General features: G+C 72.3%; 13 protein-coding genes. 2 read left to right on the top strand and 11 right to left on the bottom strand.

Going from position 1 to position 15,514, the window contains the following annotated elements; all coding sequences use genetic code 11:
- The 7 genes from Q0444_RS08320 to Q0444_RS08290 form a co-directional block, all read right to left on the bottom strand.
- On the bottom strand, positions 1–1,558 hold a 1,558-nt coding region (locus tag Q0444_RS08320; protein ID WP_299022903.1), incomplete at its 3' end, for an ABC-F family ATP-binding cassette domain-containing protein.
- The gene (locus Q0444_RS08315; RefSeq protein WP_299022901.1) at positions 1,558–2,514 is read right to left on the bottom strand and encodes a 4-(cytidine 5'-diphospho)-2-C-methyl-D-erythritol kinase; all 957 of its coding nucleotides are present in this window, start codon (positions 2,512–2,514) and stop codon (positions 1,558–1,560) included. The genes Q0444_RS08315 and Q0444_RS08320, both read right to left, overlap by 1 nt.
- A 10-nt stretch (positions 2,515–2,524) precedes the next feature.
- Positions 2,525–3,445, bottom strand: a complete 921-nt coding sequence (gene rsmA, locus Q0444_RS08310) for a 16S rRNA (adenine(1518)-N(6)/adenine(1519)-N(6))-dimethyltransferase RsmA (RefSeq protein WP_291079868.1) — start codon at positions 3,443–3,445, stop codon at positions 2,525–2,527.
- Entirely contained in the window at positions 3,442–4,629 is a 1,188-nt protein-coding gene (locus Q0444_RS08305) for a resuscitation-promoting factor (RefSeq protein ID WP_291079862.1), read from the bottom strand. The genes rsmA and Q0444_RS08305 overlap by 4 nt, the downstream gene beginning before the upstream one ends.
- 197 nt (positions 4,630–4,826) lie before the next feature.
- Positions 4,827–5,693: a TatD family hydrolase gene (locus Q0444_RS08300; protein ID WP_299022895.1), complete on the bottom strand. Its 867-nt coding sequence runs from the start codon at positions 5,691–5,693 to the stop codon at positions 4,827–4,829.
- A gap of 9 nt (positions 5,694–5,702) precedes the next feature.
- A complete protein-coding gene (metG, locus tag Q0444_RS08295) occupies positions 5,703–7,538 on the bottom strand; it encodes a methionine--tRNA ligase (protein WP_291079858.1) in 1,836 nt (611 codons plus the stop codon).
- A gap of 38 nt (positions 7,539–7,576) precedes the next feature.
- Positions 7,577–9,133 (bottom strand): BCCT family transporter, encoded by a 1,557-nt coding sequence (locus Q0444_RS08290; RefSeq protein WP_291079856.1) that lies wholly within the window; start codon positions 9,131–9,133, stop codon positions 7,577–7,579.
- Positions 9,134–9,214: 81 nt separating this feature from the next.
- On the opposite strand from Q0444_RS08290, the gene Q0444_RS08285 reads away from it, so the two are divergent.
- Entirely contained in the window at positions 9,215–10,405 is a 1,191-nt protein-coding gene (locus Q0444_RS08285; protein WP_299022888.1) for an aminodeoxychorismate synthase component I, read from the top strand.
- Positions 10,406–10,411: 6 nt separating this feature from the next.
- Here the strand turns inward: Q0444_RS08285 and rsmI are convergent, their stop codons facing one another.
- Positions 10,412–11,260: a 16S rRNA (cytidine(1402)-2'-O)-methyltransferase gene (gene rsmI, locus Q0444_RS08280; protein ID WP_299022884.1), complete on the bottom strand. Its 849-nt coding sequence runs from the start codon at positions 11,258–11,260 to the stop codon at positions 10,412–10,414.
- 51 nt (positions 11,261–11,311) lie between these two features.
- Between rsmI and Q0444_RS08275 the strand changes: the two genes are divergently transcribed.
- Positions 11,312–12,823, top strand: a complete 1,512-nt coding sequence (locus tag Q0444_RS08275) for a dolichyl-phosphate-mannose--protein mannosyltransferase (protein WP_299022881.1) — start codon at positions 11,312–11,314, stop codon at positions 12,821–12,823.
- A gap of 21 nt (positions 12,824–12,844) precedes the next feature.
- Here Q0444_RS08275 and Q0444_RS08270 read toward each other — a convergent pair whose 3' ends face one another.
- From Q0444_RS08270 to Q0444_RS08260, 3 genes are all read right to left on the bottom strand, one after another.
- Positions 12,845–13,243: a DoxX family protein gene (locus Q0444_RS08270; protein WP_291079645.1), complete on the bottom strand. Its 399-nt coding sequence runs from the start codon at positions 13,241–13,243 to the stop codon at positions 12,845–12,847.
- 5 nt (positions 13,244–13,248) lie between these two features.
- Positions 13,249–14,112 (bottom strand): SDR family oxidoreductase, encoded by an 864-nt coding sequence (locus Q0444_RS08265; protein WP_291079647.1) that lies wholly within the window; start codon positions 14,110–14,112, stop codon positions 13,249–13,251.
- 67 nt (positions 14,113–14,179) lie between these two features.
- Positions 14,180–15,391: an NADH:flavin oxidoreductase gene (locus Q0444_RS08260; RefSeq protein WP_299022876.1), complete on the bottom strand. Its 1,212-nt coding sequence runs from the start codon at positions 15,389–15,391 to the stop codon at positions 14,180–14,182.
- Between the last annotated feature and the right edge of the window lie 123 nt (positions 15,392–15,514).

Here is a 15,514-nt window from a genome sequence, read left to right as displayed (position 1 = left end):
CGGAGGCGGGGGCGGAGGTGTCACGCGAGCCCTTGCCCGAGTCGCCGAGGAGGTTCGCGGCCCGCCGACGCTGGAGGTACTCGTCGATCCCGCGGGGCAGGTTGGTGAGCCCGCCGTCGCCGAAGAGCGCCCACACCGAGTCGCAGATGCGCTCGACGAGGTAGCGGTCGTGGGAGATCACGACCATCGTGCCGGGCCAGCCGTCGAGCAGGTCCTCGAGCTGGCGGAGGGTGTCGATGTCGAGGTCGTTGGTGGGCTCGTCGAGCAGCAGCACGTTGGGCTCGGCCATGAGCACGCGCGTGAGCTGCAGGCGCCGCCGCTCACCGCCGGAGAGGTCGCCGACGGGCGTGCGCTGCCGGGCCGGGGTGAAGCCGAGCCGCTCGGCCAGCTGCGAGGCGCTGAGCTCGATGTCGCCGAACGACACCCGCGTCGCGACGTCCTCGATCGCCTCCAGGACCCGCTGGTCCAGCGGCAGGTCGTCGAGTTCCTGCCGCAGCCACCCGATGCTGACGGTCTTGCCCTGCTTGCGCCGGCCCGCCGCGAGGGGCGCCTCGCCGGCCAGGGCCCGCAGGAGCGTGGTCTTGCCGGAGCCGTTGACGCCGACCAGGCCGAGCCTCTCGCCGGGGGCGAGGCGCCAGGTGAGGTCGTCCACCAGGACGCGTCCGTCGGGGGCCTCGAGTCGGGCGTCCTCGAGCTCGATCACGACCTTGCCCAGGCGCCGCGCGGCAAAGCTCGACAGCCGTAGTGAGTCGCGGGGCGGCGGCACGTCCTTGATCAGCGCCTCGGCCGCCTCGATGCGGTACCGGGGCTTGGACGTGCGGGCGGGCGCGCCGCGACGCAGCCAGGCCAGCTCCTTGCGCGCGAGATTCTGCCGCCGCGACTCGGTGGCTGACGCCTGCCGGTCGCGCTCGGCGCGCGCGAACACCCAGTCGTTGTAGCCGCCCTCGAACTGCTCGACGCGGCCGTCGACCACCTCCCAGGTGTGGGTGGCGACGGTGTCGAGGAACCAGCGGTCGTGGGTGACGACGACGAGCGCGCTCGCCCGCCCGCGGAGGTGGTCCGCGAGCCACTGGACCCCCTCGACGTCGAGGTGGTTGGTCGGCTCGTCCAGCACCAGCAGGTCCAGGTCCTGCACCAGGGCCGCGGCCAGGGAGACCCGGCGCCGCTCGCCGCCGGACAGGTCCGCCACCGGGGTGTCCAGTCCCAGGTCGTGGATACCGATGCCGTCGAGTACGGCGCGGATCCGCGAGTCGCCCGCCCACTCGTGGGTCTCCACGCCGAGGCCGCCGACCACGGCCTCGCCGACCGTGTCGGCCGCGAGCTCGGTGCGCTGCGTGACCACGGCGATCCGCAGGCCGCTCACCTGGGAGACGCGGCCGGTGTCCGGCTCGGCCACGCCGGTGAGGATCTCCAGCAGGGTGGTCTTGCCGCCACCGTTGAGGCCCACCACCCCGATGCGGTCGCCGGCGTTGACGCCCAGGGAGACGTCGTCGAGCACCTGGCGGATCCCGAAGGACACCGACCCGTGCTCGAGGTTGATGAGGTTGGTGGGGGCCATCATTGCTCCGTGGTCTGTTGCGGGGTGAGTAGACGGGCGCCGCCGACCGGGCCCCGGGTGATCCGGACCTCGCGCGCGACGCCGTGCGCGCTCACCTCGGCGGCCACCGAGATGGCGTGCTCGCGGTCCGAGCAGAAGAACAGGCAGGTGGGGCCGGACCCGGAGACCATGCCGTGCAGGGCGCCGGCCTCCTCGCCGGCGCGCAGGGTCCGGCGCAGGGCGGGCATGAGCGAGAGCGCGGCGGGCTGCAGGTCGTTGGTCAGCAGGTCGGCGACCATCAGCGGATCGTCGCCGGCGAGGGCCTCGACGAGCGACTCGGTTCCACCCGCCCGGGGCAGATCGGTGCGCTCGGCGCGCAGCCGGTCGAGTTCGGCGAACACCACCGGGGTGGAGAGCCCGCCGTCCGCCAGAGCCACCACGAGGTGCTGCTCGGTGCGGGCGCGCAGCAGCGTGGCGAGCGTCTCGCCGCGGCCGGTGCCGAGCGCCGTGCCGCCGCGGAGGCAGAAGGGGACGTCGCTGCCGAGGCGCGCGGCCCGCTCCTCCAGCGCGGCGCGGCCGAGTCCCAGGCCCAACAGCCGGTCCGTGGCGAGGAGCGCGGCCGCGGCGTCCGCGCTCCCGCCCGCCATCCCGCCGGCCACGGGGACACCCTTGACCATCCGGATGGCGATCCGGGCGTCCGACCCCGCCTCCTCCCGGAGCAGGTCGACCGCCCGGGCGGCGAGATTGGACCGGTCCGTGGGCACGTGCGGGGCGCCCGGACCGGAGACGGTCACCTCGTCGCGGTCGGCGAACGACACGGTGACCTCCTCCCACAGGTCCACGGCCCGGTACACGGTGAGCAGGTCGTGGAAACCGTCCGCGCGCAGGTCTCCGACGCCCAGGTGGAGGTTGATCTTGGCGGGGGCGACGGCGGTCACGGCGCGCACGCCGGCGGGGGTGGAGGCGTCGCGGGGCATGCTCACCAGCCTACGGCTCGCGCCGCGCGGACCCGATCCCCAGCCGCCGCGCCGCCTCGGCGATCCGCACGAAATCGGCCGTGGTGAGCTGCTCCCCCCGGGCCCTGGGGTCGACGTCGGCCTCGACCAGGGCGAGCTCGGCGTCCGCGGGCGACCCCGCCCAGCCGGACAGCGCCGCGCGCAGGGTCTTGCGGCGCTGGGCGAACGCGGCGTCGGCCACCGCGAACACCCGGCGGCGGTGCGCCTGCCCCAGGTCCCACGGCGGGGTCTCGTAGGCGTCGATCCGCACCAGCCCCGACTCGACGTTGGGGACGGGCCAGAAGACGTTGCGGCCCACGGTCCCGGTGCGGCGGACGGTGCCGAAGAACCCGGCCTTGACGCTCGGCACCCCGTAGACGCGGGATCCCGGGGGCGCGGCCAGCCTGTCCGCCACCTCGAGCTGCACCATCACCAGGGCGGTCCGCAGGGTGGGGACCTCGGCGAGCAGGTGCAGCAGCACGGGCACGGAGATGTTGTAGGGCAGGTTGGCCACGAGCGCGGTCGGCGCCGGCGAACCCAGGTCGGCGCCGCGCACGGCCATGGCGTCGGCCGTCACCACGGTGAGGTTGCCCGCGAGCTCCGGGGCGCGCTCGGCCACGGTCCGGGGCAGCCGCCCGGCCAGGACGGGGTCGATCTCGATAGCCACGACCCGGCCGGCGGCGTCCAGCAGCGGCAGGGTCAGCGAGCCGAGGCCCGGGCCGACCTCCACCACGGTGTCGCCGCGCCCGACCCCCGAGGACACCACGATCCGGCGGACCGTGTTGGCGTCGTGGACGAAGTTCTGCCCGAGCGTCTTGGTGGGCTTGACGCCCAACTCCTCGGCGAGCGCGCGCACCTCCTGGGGACCGAGTGGAACGGCCTGCCCGCGGAAGGTCGCGTCCGGACCGGTCAGCGCAGGCCCAGCTTCGAGGTGCAGGCGGGCCAGGCGCCCCAGCCCTGCGAGGCCCGGACCTTCTCCGCGATCGCGATCTGCTGCTCCCGCGTGGCCAGGTGGGCGCTGGGCGCGTACTGCCCGCCGCCGTGGCCGGACCACGTGCCGGCGGCGAACTGCAGGCCGCCGGAGTAGCCGTTACCGGTGTTGATGGCCCAGTTGCCGCCCGACTCGCACTGGGCGATCGAGTCCCACACGCCGCCGTTCGACACGACGGGCGCGGCGGGCTTGGGCTTGGTGCCGAGCCGCACGGCCGCCGGGCGGGCCTCGGTGAGGACCCTCTCCGTGCCGCGGGCGCGCTCGGTCTCGACGCCGTTGACGCGGGTCACGGTGTAGGCGACCTCGCGCTCACCCGGGGTGCCGGGCTCCACCACCGTGCGTTCGCCCTCGAGCGACTCCGGGTCCTCGGTGACGGTCTCGGGGGCCTGGAACTGCTCGACCTGGGACTCCTGGCCCACGGCCACCCGGGTGATGGTGACCTGGGTGCCGGGGGCGGCGGGGGCGTCGGCGGCGGGCTCGACGGTGTCCAGCGGGCCGAGCGTGATGCCGGCGCGCACGAGGTACTCACCGACGGTGCCGCCGGGCGAGGCGATCGGGGCGGCCGGGCCGCCGCCGTCGGACAGCAGCAGCTCGCGGGGGGTCACCACGCTCACCCGGGCGCCGTCGAGCGGGACCTCGGCGTCGATGCGGGGGGTGACGTAGCTGCGGGGCGGGACGTCGCCGCGCTCGGCAATGAGGTCGGCGACGGTGGTGGCGGTGGTCCAGACCTGCTCCGCGCGGCCGTCGACCTCGATCGCCACGGGTCGCGCGCGTCGCAGGGTGACGGTGTCGCCGTCGTCGAGGCGGTCGCCGGGCGCCAGCACCACGTCGCGCTCGTCGACGCCGTACCCGGCCTCCTCGAGGGCCGTCCGCACGTCGGAGGTGAAGGTGACCAGGTCGACCCGCGAGCCGTCCACGTCGAGCGTGTACTCCGTGCGCTGGTCCAGCGCGGCGACGCCGCCCACCACGAGGGTGGCGAGCATGCCGGCCACGGACAACCGCAGCATGGTCGAGCGGGAGCGGTGGATGCGGTGGACCGGGGTGAGCAGGCCCTTGGTGCCGGGCCCGGTGCCCGTGGGGATGTCGGTCCGTGCGTCGTCAACCACTGGTCGGTTCTCTCCTCGCGTCGAGCGCCGGCGCCCCTACGGGCGTCCGCGTTTCATCACGATAGCGTAACGAGTCGGCGCCGCCACGGCAATGTGACGCTGCTGACGTGCGACGACGACGAGGAGGTCGGATCACGTTTCGTTACAATCCCCCCTTCCGGCCCACGAGTCCCACGGGCCCCACCGGCGGGTGCCCGTCAGACGGTCAGGCCGAAGACCGCGCGGGCGGTGTCGGCGACCTCCGCGACGAGGTCCTCCGGCGTCTGCCGCCGAACCTCGGCGATCGCGCGGGCGGTGTACCCCACCAGGCCCGGCTCGTTGCGGGCGCCGCGGAACGGCTCGGGCGCCATGTAGGGGGCGTCGGTCTCCACCAGGAGCTGCCCGGCGGGGGCCAGGCGCGCGGCGTCGCGCAGGTGCTCGTTGGCCCTGAAGGTGACGTTCCCGGTGAAGGACAGCACGTAACCGCGGTCCAGCGCCTCGCGCGCGACGTCCAGCGGCGAGGAGAAGCAGTGCAGCATGACGGCGGGGACGCCGGATCCGGGTCCCGCGACCTCCGCCAGGACGCGCAGCAGGTCGTCGTCGGCCTCGCGGTTGTGGATCATCAGGCACTTGCCCAGCTCGGCGGCGAGCCTGGCGTGCCAGCGCAGCGACTCCTCCTGCTCGGCCGGGTCGGCGCAGCCGTCCATCCTGCCCACCCAGTAGTGGTCGAGGCCGGTCTCCCCCACCGCCACCACCCGGGGGTGCGCGGCCAGCTCGCGGAGGCGGTCGCGCACGGCGGGGCCGGTGACCGGGTCGGTGACCTCGCGGGCGCGGGTGGGGTGCACGGCGACCGCGGCGTGGACCCGCTCGTCGGACTCGGCGGCGGCCACCGCGGCCTCCGACTCGGCCAGATCGTCGCCCACGGTCACCAGCGCCTCGACCCCGGCCAGGGCGGCCCGGTCGGCGGCGGCCCGGACCTCGTCGGCGGTGCGGTGCCCACACGAGTAGAGGTGCGTGTGGGCGTCGACCAGGCCGGGCAGCGGCCCGGGCAGGACGGGGGTCGGGCGGGGTTTGCGCTTACCCATTCTGAGAGGTCAGTCCCGCCGGATCGGTGCCCAGCCCGGGCCGGTCTCGGCCAGCTCCGGGTCCACCTTGGCGAACAGCGGGCTCGGCTTGGGCAGGGGCGTGCCGGGGGCGATCGGTGACCGCGCCCAGGTGGCCTGCTCGGAGGCGTAGTCGCCCATGATCACCGGGTAGCTGCGGCCGGCCTCGGGTACGCCCACCCCGGCCACCTCGACGGGCATGTCGTCGGTGACCTCGCGGACCTGCGGCGCCGCCGCCCACACGCCCTGCCCGCCGATCGCGCCGTGGATCTGCTGCGCGGCCGACGGCAGGTACGGGGTGAGCAGGGTGTTGGCGTCGGAGACCACCTGCAGGGCGGTGTGCAGCACGGTGCCCAGGCGCTCCCGCTGGTCCGGCTCCTTGGCCAGCTTCCACGGCTCGGTGGCGGCGATGTAGCGGTTGGCGGCGCCCACGATCCGCATGGCCTCGGAGACGCCGGCCTTGAACCGGGAGCGCTCGAGGTGGGCGCCGACGGTGGCGAAGGCAGCCTCCGCCTCGCGCAGCAGGTCCGCGTCCACCTGGGCGAGGGTCCCCGGGCGCGGGATCTCACCGAAGTTCTTGTGCGCCATCGACACGGTGCGGTTGACCAGGTTGCCCCAGCCGCCCACCAGCTCGGCGTTGGTGCGGCGCACGTACTCGTCCCACGTGAAGTCGGTGTCCTGGTTCTCCGGCCCGGCGACGGAGATGAAGTACCGGAGGGCGTCGGGGCCGAACTCGGCGAGGAAGTCGCGGACGTAGATCACGACGCCGCGCGAGGACGAGAACTTGGACCCCGACATCGTGAGGAACTCGGAGGAGACCACCTCGGTGGGCAGGTTGAGGGCGCCGAGCGCGCCCGGCTCGCCGCCGCGCGCGCCCCGGCCGTCGTAGCCGATGAGCTCGGCCGGCCAGATCTGCGAGTGGAAGGTGATGTTGTCCTTGCCCATGAAGTAGTGGGAGACCGCCTCGGGGTCCGTCCACCACTTGCGCCAGGCCTCGGGCTCGCCGGAGCGCCAGGCCCACTCGATCGACGCGGACAGGTAGCCCACCACGGCGTCAAACCAGACGTAGAGCTTCTTGTCGCCGCGGTCCTCCCAGCCCTCGACGGGGATCGGGATGCCCCAGTCGATGTCGCGGCTCATGGCGCGCGGGCGCAGGTCCTCGAGCAGGTTGAGCGAGAACTTGAGGACGTTGGGCCGCCAGTCCTTGCGCCCCTTGAGCCAGTCCCCCAGCGAATCCGCCAGGGCGGGAAGGTCGAGGAACCAGTGCTCGGTCTCGATGAACTTCGGCGTCTCGCCGTTGATCTTGGAGACCGGGTTCTTCAGGTCCGCCGGGTCGAGCTGGTTGCCGCAGTTGTCGCACTGGTCGCCGCGGGCGCCGTCGTCGCCGCAGATCGGGCACGTGCCCTCGATGTACCGGTCCGGCAGCGTGCGGCCCGTCGACGGGCTCACCGCACCGGTGGTGGTCTTGGCCACCATGTACCCGTTGCGGTGCAGGCCGCGGAACAGCTCCTGGACCACGGCGTAGTGGTTGCGGGTGGTGGTGCGGGTGAACAGGTCGTAGCTCAGGCCCAGCCCCGCGAGGTCGTCCACGATCACCCGGTTGTACCGGTCCGCGAGGGACTGGACCGACACGCCCTCCTTCTCCGCCTGCACGAGCAGCGGCGTGCCGTGCTCGTCGGTGCCCGAGACCATGAGCACGTCGTTGCCCGCCATCCGCTGGTAGCGGGAGAAGACGTCCGACGGCACCCCGAACCCCGAGACGTGTCCGATGTGCCGGGGGCCGTTCGCGTACGGCCATGCGACCGCGGTGAGGACTGTCTTCGCCATGCGTCCCAGAGTAGTGGTCTCGGCCCGCAGAACCCGAGTCAGGCGCTCTCGGCCGCCGGATCGTGCGAGAGCGACTTGTGGATGGACACGCACAGGGCGATGAGCACCAGGACGAACGGCGACGCCGCGATGATGGTCATGTTCTGCAGACTCGACAGCGCGTTGCCGCCCCCGTCACCCGCCACGAGCATGATGATCGCCACCGCCGCGGTGAACGTGCCCATCAGCATGACGATCCAGCGGGACGGTTCCTCGATCCCGTGCTGGACCATGCCGCCCATGACGATCGACGCGGAGTCGGCGGAGGTGATGAAGAAGACGGCGATGAGCGCCATCGCGAGCACCATGAGCACCGGCGCGAGCGGGAGCTCGCGGAGCAGGTTGAACAGCTGCGGTTCGAGGGATCCGTCGCCGAAGACGCTCCGCCCGGCGTCCTCGAGGTACAGGGCGAACCCGCCGAAGATCGAGAACCACAGCACCGACAGGGTGCTGGGGATGAGGACCACCCCCACGATGAACTCGCGGACCGTGCGCCCCCGGCTGATCCGGGCGAGGAACATGCCCACGAAGGGCGACCAGGAGATCCACCACGCCCAGTAGAAGACCGTCCAGCCGGACAGCCACTCCGCCGCCTCGCCGTTCTCGCTCACCGCGGTCCGGGAGGCCATGTCCAGGAAGTCGGAGAAGTACGCGCCCACCGTGGTGGGGATGAGGTCGAGGATGAAGAAGAGCGCGCCGGAGAAGATCGCCACGAACAGCGCCAGCGAGATCGCCAGCACCAGGTTGATGTTGGACAGGATCCGGACGCCGTTGCCGATGCCGGACGCCGCCGAGGCGAGGAACACCAGGCCCAGCACCACGATGACGCCCACGACGAGCGCGATGCCGCCGCCGTCGACCGCGCCCGTCTCGTTGAGCCCGGCCCGGATCTGCAGCGCGCCGAGGCCGAGCGAGGCCGCCGTCCCGAAGATGGTGGCCACCACCGTGGCCACGTCCAGCACCTTGCCCATCCAGCCGCCCGCCCGCTTCTCCCCGATCAGCGGGACGAACGCCTGCGAGACCAGGTGACCGCGCTTGAACCGGTAGGCGGACAGGGCCAGCGCGAGGCCGACCACGGCGTACATGGACCACGGGTGCAGGGTCCAGTGGAAGGCGGTGGTCGCCATGGCCACGTCGTACTGCTGGTCCTGGCCCGGCGGCGGGGTCTGGAAGTGGGTGAGCGGCTCGGAGACGCCGTAGAACATGAGCCCGATGCCCATGCCGGCGGCGAACATCATGGCGATCCAGGACCGGGTGGAGTACTCCGGCCTCTCGTCGTCGCCGCCCAGCCGGATCCCGCCGAAGCGGGAGAACGCGAGGTAGACGGTGTAGGCCACGACCGTGGTCGCCACGACGATGAACAGCCAGCCCACCGTGTGGACCACCACGTCGAAGGCCTTGCCCGCGGCGCTCTCGAACGACACGGTGTAGAACAGGCCCCACACCACCACGATCAGCGCGATCACGGCGGTGGGGACGAGCACCGCGAGGTCCGCGCGCGGCCGCGCCGCTCGAGTCGAACCCGGGTCGATCTTCTCTGCGCTGGAACTGGACATCCTTTGAACACTGTCAACAACCGGTCGAGAGTGCAAGATAATAAGTTCCTCACCAGCCGGTTCGCGTGCCACCATAGGCGAGTGCCCGGCAGCCCAGTCCCCGTCGCCGGGCTGCTGCGTGCGCTGCGCTCGCGGGCGCGATCGCTCGACCTGGCGCCCCCCGCGGCGTTCCTCGGCGACTGGCACGGGCGCCGGGCCGTGCTCGTCCCGTCCGTCGACCTCCGGCCCTGCGAGCCCGGGCGGCTGTTCCCGGACACCGACCGGCTCGTCGTCGTCTACCGGTCCTTCCCCGACACCGTGCCGGGATCCGCCCCGCCGCTGCCCGAGGCGGTGCGCGGCGAGGCCTCCGGGTGGCTCACCCTGGACGCCGACGGCCGGTGGACGCGCCACGGCGACGCCCCCGATCCGGAGCAGGTGGTCCGCCACCACGGTGCCGGGAGGGGCGACGACGACGAGGCGACCCGGCTCCCGGACTGGGCCGCCCCCGATCGTGCCGCCCACGCCTCGGCCGTGGTGGACTGCCTCGAGGCGATCCGCGCCGGCGAGGTCTATCAGGCCTGCCTGAGCACCCGGCTGCACGGGACGCTCCGCGCGGACCCGCTCGAGACCTTCCTCGCCGTGGCCGGGCGCGCCCCGGCCGCGCGCTCGGCCTACCTCGAGGGCGGGTGGGGCGCCGTGCTCGGCTTCTCCCCCGAGGAGTACCTGGTCCGCCGCGGCGACGTGGTCCGATCGAGCCCCATCAAGGGCACCGTGCCCGCGGACCGGGACCCGGCCGACCTGCTGGCCTCCGCCAAGGACGTCGCCGAGAACATCATGATCGTGGACCTGGTCCGCAACGACCTCGGGCGGGTGGCCGAGATCGGATCCGTGACCGTCACCGACCTGCTCGCGACCCGGCCCGCCCCGGGGGTGCACCACCTGGTCTCCACCGTCGCCGCCCGCACCACGGTGGACCACGACGCGCTGGTGGCGGCCACGTTCCCCCCCGCCTCGGTGACGGGAACCCCCAAGGCGCGGGCCCGCGACCTCATCAACGGGTGGGAGCCGCGCTCGCGGGGGCTGCACTGCGGGGCGTACGGGTTCGCGCTCGGCCCCGACCTCGAGCTCGCGGTGGCCATCCGCACTCTCGAGGCGACCCCGGACGGCCGGGTGGAGATGGGGGTCGGCGGCGGGATCACCATCGACTCCGACCCCGACGCCGAGTGGGACGAGTGCGTCCACAAGGCCGCCTTCACCTGGGGCGGCGGCCCGCCGCCCTGGGAACGCCGCTGACCGTGGTCAGGAGTCGTCGGCGCGGGAGTCGAGCACGGCCTGGTAGAGCTCGCGCCTGGTCAGCGTCGACGCCTCCGCGACCGCGGCGCACGCGTCCTTGAGGCGCTCGCCCGCCTCGACCCGCTCCTCGACGATCTCCACCAGGTCCTCGACCGTCGCGGTGGAGCCGGCGGGGTCCGCACCCCCGATCACCACGACGATCTCCCCGAGCACCCCGCCCGCGGTCCGCTCGGCCAGCTCCCCCAGCGTCCCGCGCAGGACCTCCTCGTAGGTCTTGGTGAGCTCCCGGCACACCGCCGCCCGCCGGTCGGCGCCGAGCACCTCGGCGGCCTCGGCCAGCGTGTCCGCGAGCCGGTGCGGGGACTCGAAGAACACGCACGTGCGCTCCTCGGCCGCGAGGCGGGCCAGCCAGGTCCGGCGGCGCCCGGAGCGGCGCGGCGGGAATCCGTCGAAGCAGAACCGGTCCACCGGGAGTCCGCTGAGCACCAGCGCCGTGGTCACGGCCGACGGGCCGGGCAGGCACGTCACCGGGAGCCCGGCCTCGATGCACGCGGTCACCAGCGAGTACCCGGGGTCCGACACCGCGGGCATCCCGGCGTCGGTCACCACGGCCACCACGTCCCCGGCCCGGACCCGGTCCACGAGCTGCGGGACGCGACCGGCCTCGTTGTGCTCGTAGAAGCTCATGACCCGGCCGGTGATCGTGACCTCCAGCGCGGCGGTGAGGGTGCGCAGCCGGCGGGTGTCCTCCGCGGCCACCACATCCGCGGTGGCCAGGAGCTCCCGTAGCCGGGCGGAGGCATCGCCCGGATTTCCGATTGGGGTGGCCGCCAACACGACCCGTCCGGACGTCATGCGCACCACCCTATCCCCGGTCGGTGGGCGCACCCCACTATGCTTCCCCTCGTGACATCGACCCTCGGCGTGCGATCCCCGGGCCGCCCGCTACCCGACCCGGATACCGGCCCGGTCGACTCCACCCGCGACTGGATCGTCACCGGCGTCATCCTCCTGCTGGCCTTCGTCTCACGCTTCTGGGGCCTGACCTCCGCCACGGACAAGGGCACGCCGGTCTTCGACGAGAAACACTACGCGCCGCAGTCGTTCAACATCGCCCAGCTCGGGATCGAGGAGAACCCCGCCTACGGGCTGGTCGTCCACCCGCCGGTGGCCAAGCAGATCGAGTCCCTCGGCGGCCTGCTCTTCGGCTACACGCCCCTGGGCTGGCGGTTCACCGCCGCGCTCTGCGGGGTCCTCGTGGTGCTCATGGTCATGCGGATCACCAGGCGGCTGACCCGGTCCACCCAGCTGGGCTTCGTGGCCGGGCTCCTGCTGTGCGTGGACGGGGTCACCTTCGTCACCTCCCGCATCGGCATGCTGGACATCTACCAGGTCCTCTTCGTCACCGCGGCCGCGGGAGCGCTGCTGGTGGACCGCGACCAGATGCGCGGACGCATGCACCGGGCCGCGGTCGCGGGCCGACTCCACCTCTCGGACTACGGGCCGCGCCTGGGCTTCCGGTGGTGGCGGTTCACCGCCGGCGTGATGCTGGGCCTGGCGCTGGGCGTCAAGTGGAACGGCCTGTACTTCATCGCCTTCTTCGGCGTCATGACCGTCGCCTGGGACTGGGCCCTGCGCAGCCGCTACGGGGTCAGGCGCCCCCTGCTGGGCGCGCTGCTGCGAGACGCCGTCCCGGCGTTCGTCTCCCTGGTCATCTGGCCCGCCGTGCTCTACATGCTCACCTGGCTCCCGTGGTTCGCCCAGGAGAACTCGGTCTACCGGCACGCGGTGGGTTCGAAGGTCCAGGACAACTGGCTCCCCGACGTCCTCCAGTCGTGGCTCTACTACCAGTCCTCCGTCCTGACGTTCCACTCGTCCCTGACCACCTCGGCGGGCAACCGCCACCCGTGGGAGTCCAAGCCCTGGACCTGGCCGATGAGCCTGCGGCCGATGCTCTACTTTGTCGAGCAGGGCGACGGCGTGACCGGCTGCGGCGAGAACTCGTGCGTGCGTGCCATTATGCTCATCGGCACGCCCGCCATCTGGTGGCTCGCCATCCCCGTGCTGGCCTGGGCGTTCTGGCGGGCGGTGATCTGCCGCGACGGGCGGTACGCCTTCCCGCTGGTCGGGTACGCGGCCGGCTACCTGCCGTGGTTCTTCAATTACGACCGCCAGATGTACTTCTTCTACGCCTCGGTCATGGTGCCGTTCTTCGTCATGATGCTGGCGCTGGTGCTGGGCGAGATCGCCGGGAGATCCACCGACTCCCCCCGCCGCCGGGCGATAGGCCTGGGGATCGTCTGCCTGTACCTGGCGCTGGTCGTGGCCAACTTCCTCTACATGCTGCCGATCCTGTCGGGGATCCCCATCACACCCACGGAGTGGAACCAGCAGCTCTGGCTGCCGTCCTGGCGCTGAGGGTCCGGGCGGCCCGGGCGATCAGCCGCCCAGGACCCTGTCCACGCTGAACCTGCCCGCCCCCACCGCCGCGACCAGCAACGACCCCACCCCCAACGCCACCACGAGTTCCCAGCCGTTCTGCGTGATGAACGGCCCGTGGGTGGCGTGGACGAAGTAGAAGGCGCCCGCCATGTCCACGCCGAGCAGGATCCCCGCCAGCGGCGTGAGGATGCCCGCGATCAGGGCGATACCGGCGATCAACTCGACCCCGGCCACCACGGCGACGGTGACCTGCGGTTGCGGGACCCCGTAGGCGGCGAACTGCTCCCCCACCCTGCCCAGTCCGAGGGTGAAGAACTTCTGCCAGCCGTGGGCCACGAAGACCGCGCCGAGCCCGACGCGGGCCAGGAGGATGGCGGCGTCCGTCAGGGTCTCCACGCCCTTCACGGGAGGATGCCCTCACCGGCTCTGTTGATCTTCCGCCCGATGGCCCTCATCGCCAGACCGTAGAGGGGCGGGGCGAACTTCTGGGCGGCGAACGCCAGCCGGATGTCCGGCGAGGTGTAGACGATGTAGCGGCCCCTCCGGACGCCCTCGAGGATCGACTCCGCGGCCTGGTCCGGGGTGACGGCGTGGCGCTGGAACTGCGCAGCGGTCCTGGCCACCTCCGGATTCGACCGGTCCACGCCGGCGATCTCGATGGTTCCCACCAGCGGGGTGTCGACGGCACCCGGGCACACCAGGTGCACGCCGATGTCGTAGGGGGCCAGGTCGAACCGGAGCACCTCGGCGATGCCGCGGATGCCGAACTTGGCGGCGCTGTACGCGGCGTGCCAGGGCAGCCCGAGCAGGCCGGCGGCCGAGGACACCATGACCAGCGCGCCCGGCTTCTTCGCCGTCATCATGGCCGGGATGAACGCCTCGATCACGTGGATCGTGCCCATGAGGTTGACCTCGACCATGGACCGCCACACGCGGTGCTCGAGCAGGTCGGGGCGGCCCCAGGCCGAGTTGCCGGCCACGTGGAAGACGGCGTCCGGGACGCCGTGCTCGGCGATCACCCGCTCGCCGAACGCGGTGACCGCCTCGTGGTCGGTGAGGTCGAACGCCTCGGCCACCAGAACGGTGGCGCCGGAGACCCGGCAGTCGCGGGCCGTGGCCTGCAGGCCCTCGTCCCTGAGGTCGGTCAGCACCAGCCGCGCGCCCTCTCCGGCGAGCCGGATCGCCACGGACCGGCCGATGCCGCTGGCCGCGCCGGTGACCACGCAGGTCCTCCCCCGGTAGTCGGTGATCCGCCGCCTCGACATGTGCTCCCCTGTCCGGGCCCGGGTCGACAGGACCGGACCGCCTGGTGTCCCACCGTAGCGGCCCGGATCAGCCGCGCGCGGGAATCGGCGGCACGTAGTCGCGGAGCACGCAGCGGCTGCCGGAGTAGATGGTGGCCATGCAGCGGTTGCAGTGCACGCACAGCGACCGGCGACGCTCGTCCGCCTGGAGCTTGAGCGGCAGGTCGGGCTCGCGGAGCAGGCCGCGGCCCATGGCCACGAACTCGAAGCCGGCGTTCATCGCCTTGTCGATGGACGGCCGGTCGACGATGCCACCGAGCAGCATCATGGGCAGGCTGACGGCGTCGCGGATCTGGCGCGCGTCATCAAACATGTACGCGTCGGTGTACGGGTACTCCTTGAACATCTTCGGCCCGACGACCTTCATGCCCATCTTGATAATCGGTGGCTGGGTGGCGGCGAACTCCGCGAGCGGCGCGTCACCCTTGAACAGGTAGATGGGGTTGAGCAGCGAGCTGCCGACTGTCATCACCAGCGCGTCGGCGGAGCCGTCGGACTCGATCCACTTGGCCACCTGCACGGCCTCGTCGATCCAGAAGCCGCCGGGGACGCCGTCGTCCATGTTGAGCTTCATGGTGACGGCGATCTTGTCGCCCATCTCGTCGCGGATCGCGCAGCCGATGCGGCGGGCGAAGCGGGCGCGGTTCTCAAGCGAGCCGCCATAGGAGTCCTTGCGTCTGTTGAGCTTGGGGCTGAGGAACTCGCTGACCAGGTAGTTGTGGCCGAAGTGAACCTCGATGGCGTCAAAGCCGGCGTTGTGGGCACCCTTGGCCGCGCGCACGTGATCGCCGATGATCCGATCGATGTCGGCTTCGGTGCAGGCCTTGGTCAGGGACATGCCGGTCGGCGCGGGGATCCGCGACGGGCCCATTGCGGGCATGCCGTTGGAGGCGGAGTTGGCGACGGCGCCGGCGTGACCGACCTGTGCCGAGATCGCCGCGCCCTCGGCGTGGACGGCGTCGGTGAGCTTGCGCAGCTGCCCACCGTCGTCCATGCCCCAGTGGTACTGATGCCGGTCGGTGCGACCCTCGGGCGAGGTGGCGAGGTAGGCGACGGTGGTCATCCCCACGCCGCCGCGGGCGTACTCTGCGTGAAACTCGATCAGCTCGTCGGTCACGCGGCCTTCCGGGCAACGGCCTTCGAACGTCGCGGCTTTGACGATGCGGTTACGCAGCGTCACGTTGCCGATCCTGCCGGGACTGAAGACGTCGGGTGCGGGGGTTCCGGGCGCAAGAGTCATGCCGAAACTATAACGTGTTCCACCACTTGTGAAGAGTGTCTGCCAGCAGTTTTGCGTCTGCACGCTGCGTTGTCAGCGGCATTGTCGTCGTCGTCGTCGGCGTTGTCGTCGGCGTTGCCGTCG

The organism is uncultured Dietzia sp., from assembly GCF_937873725.1.
Classification (GTDB): domain Bacteria; phylum Actinomycetota; class Actinomycetes; order Mycobacteriales; family Mycobacteriaceae; genus Dietzia.
The sequence above is the reverse complement of the archived record's forward strand: the minus strand, read 5'-3'. Positions and strand labels throughout refer to the sequence as shown.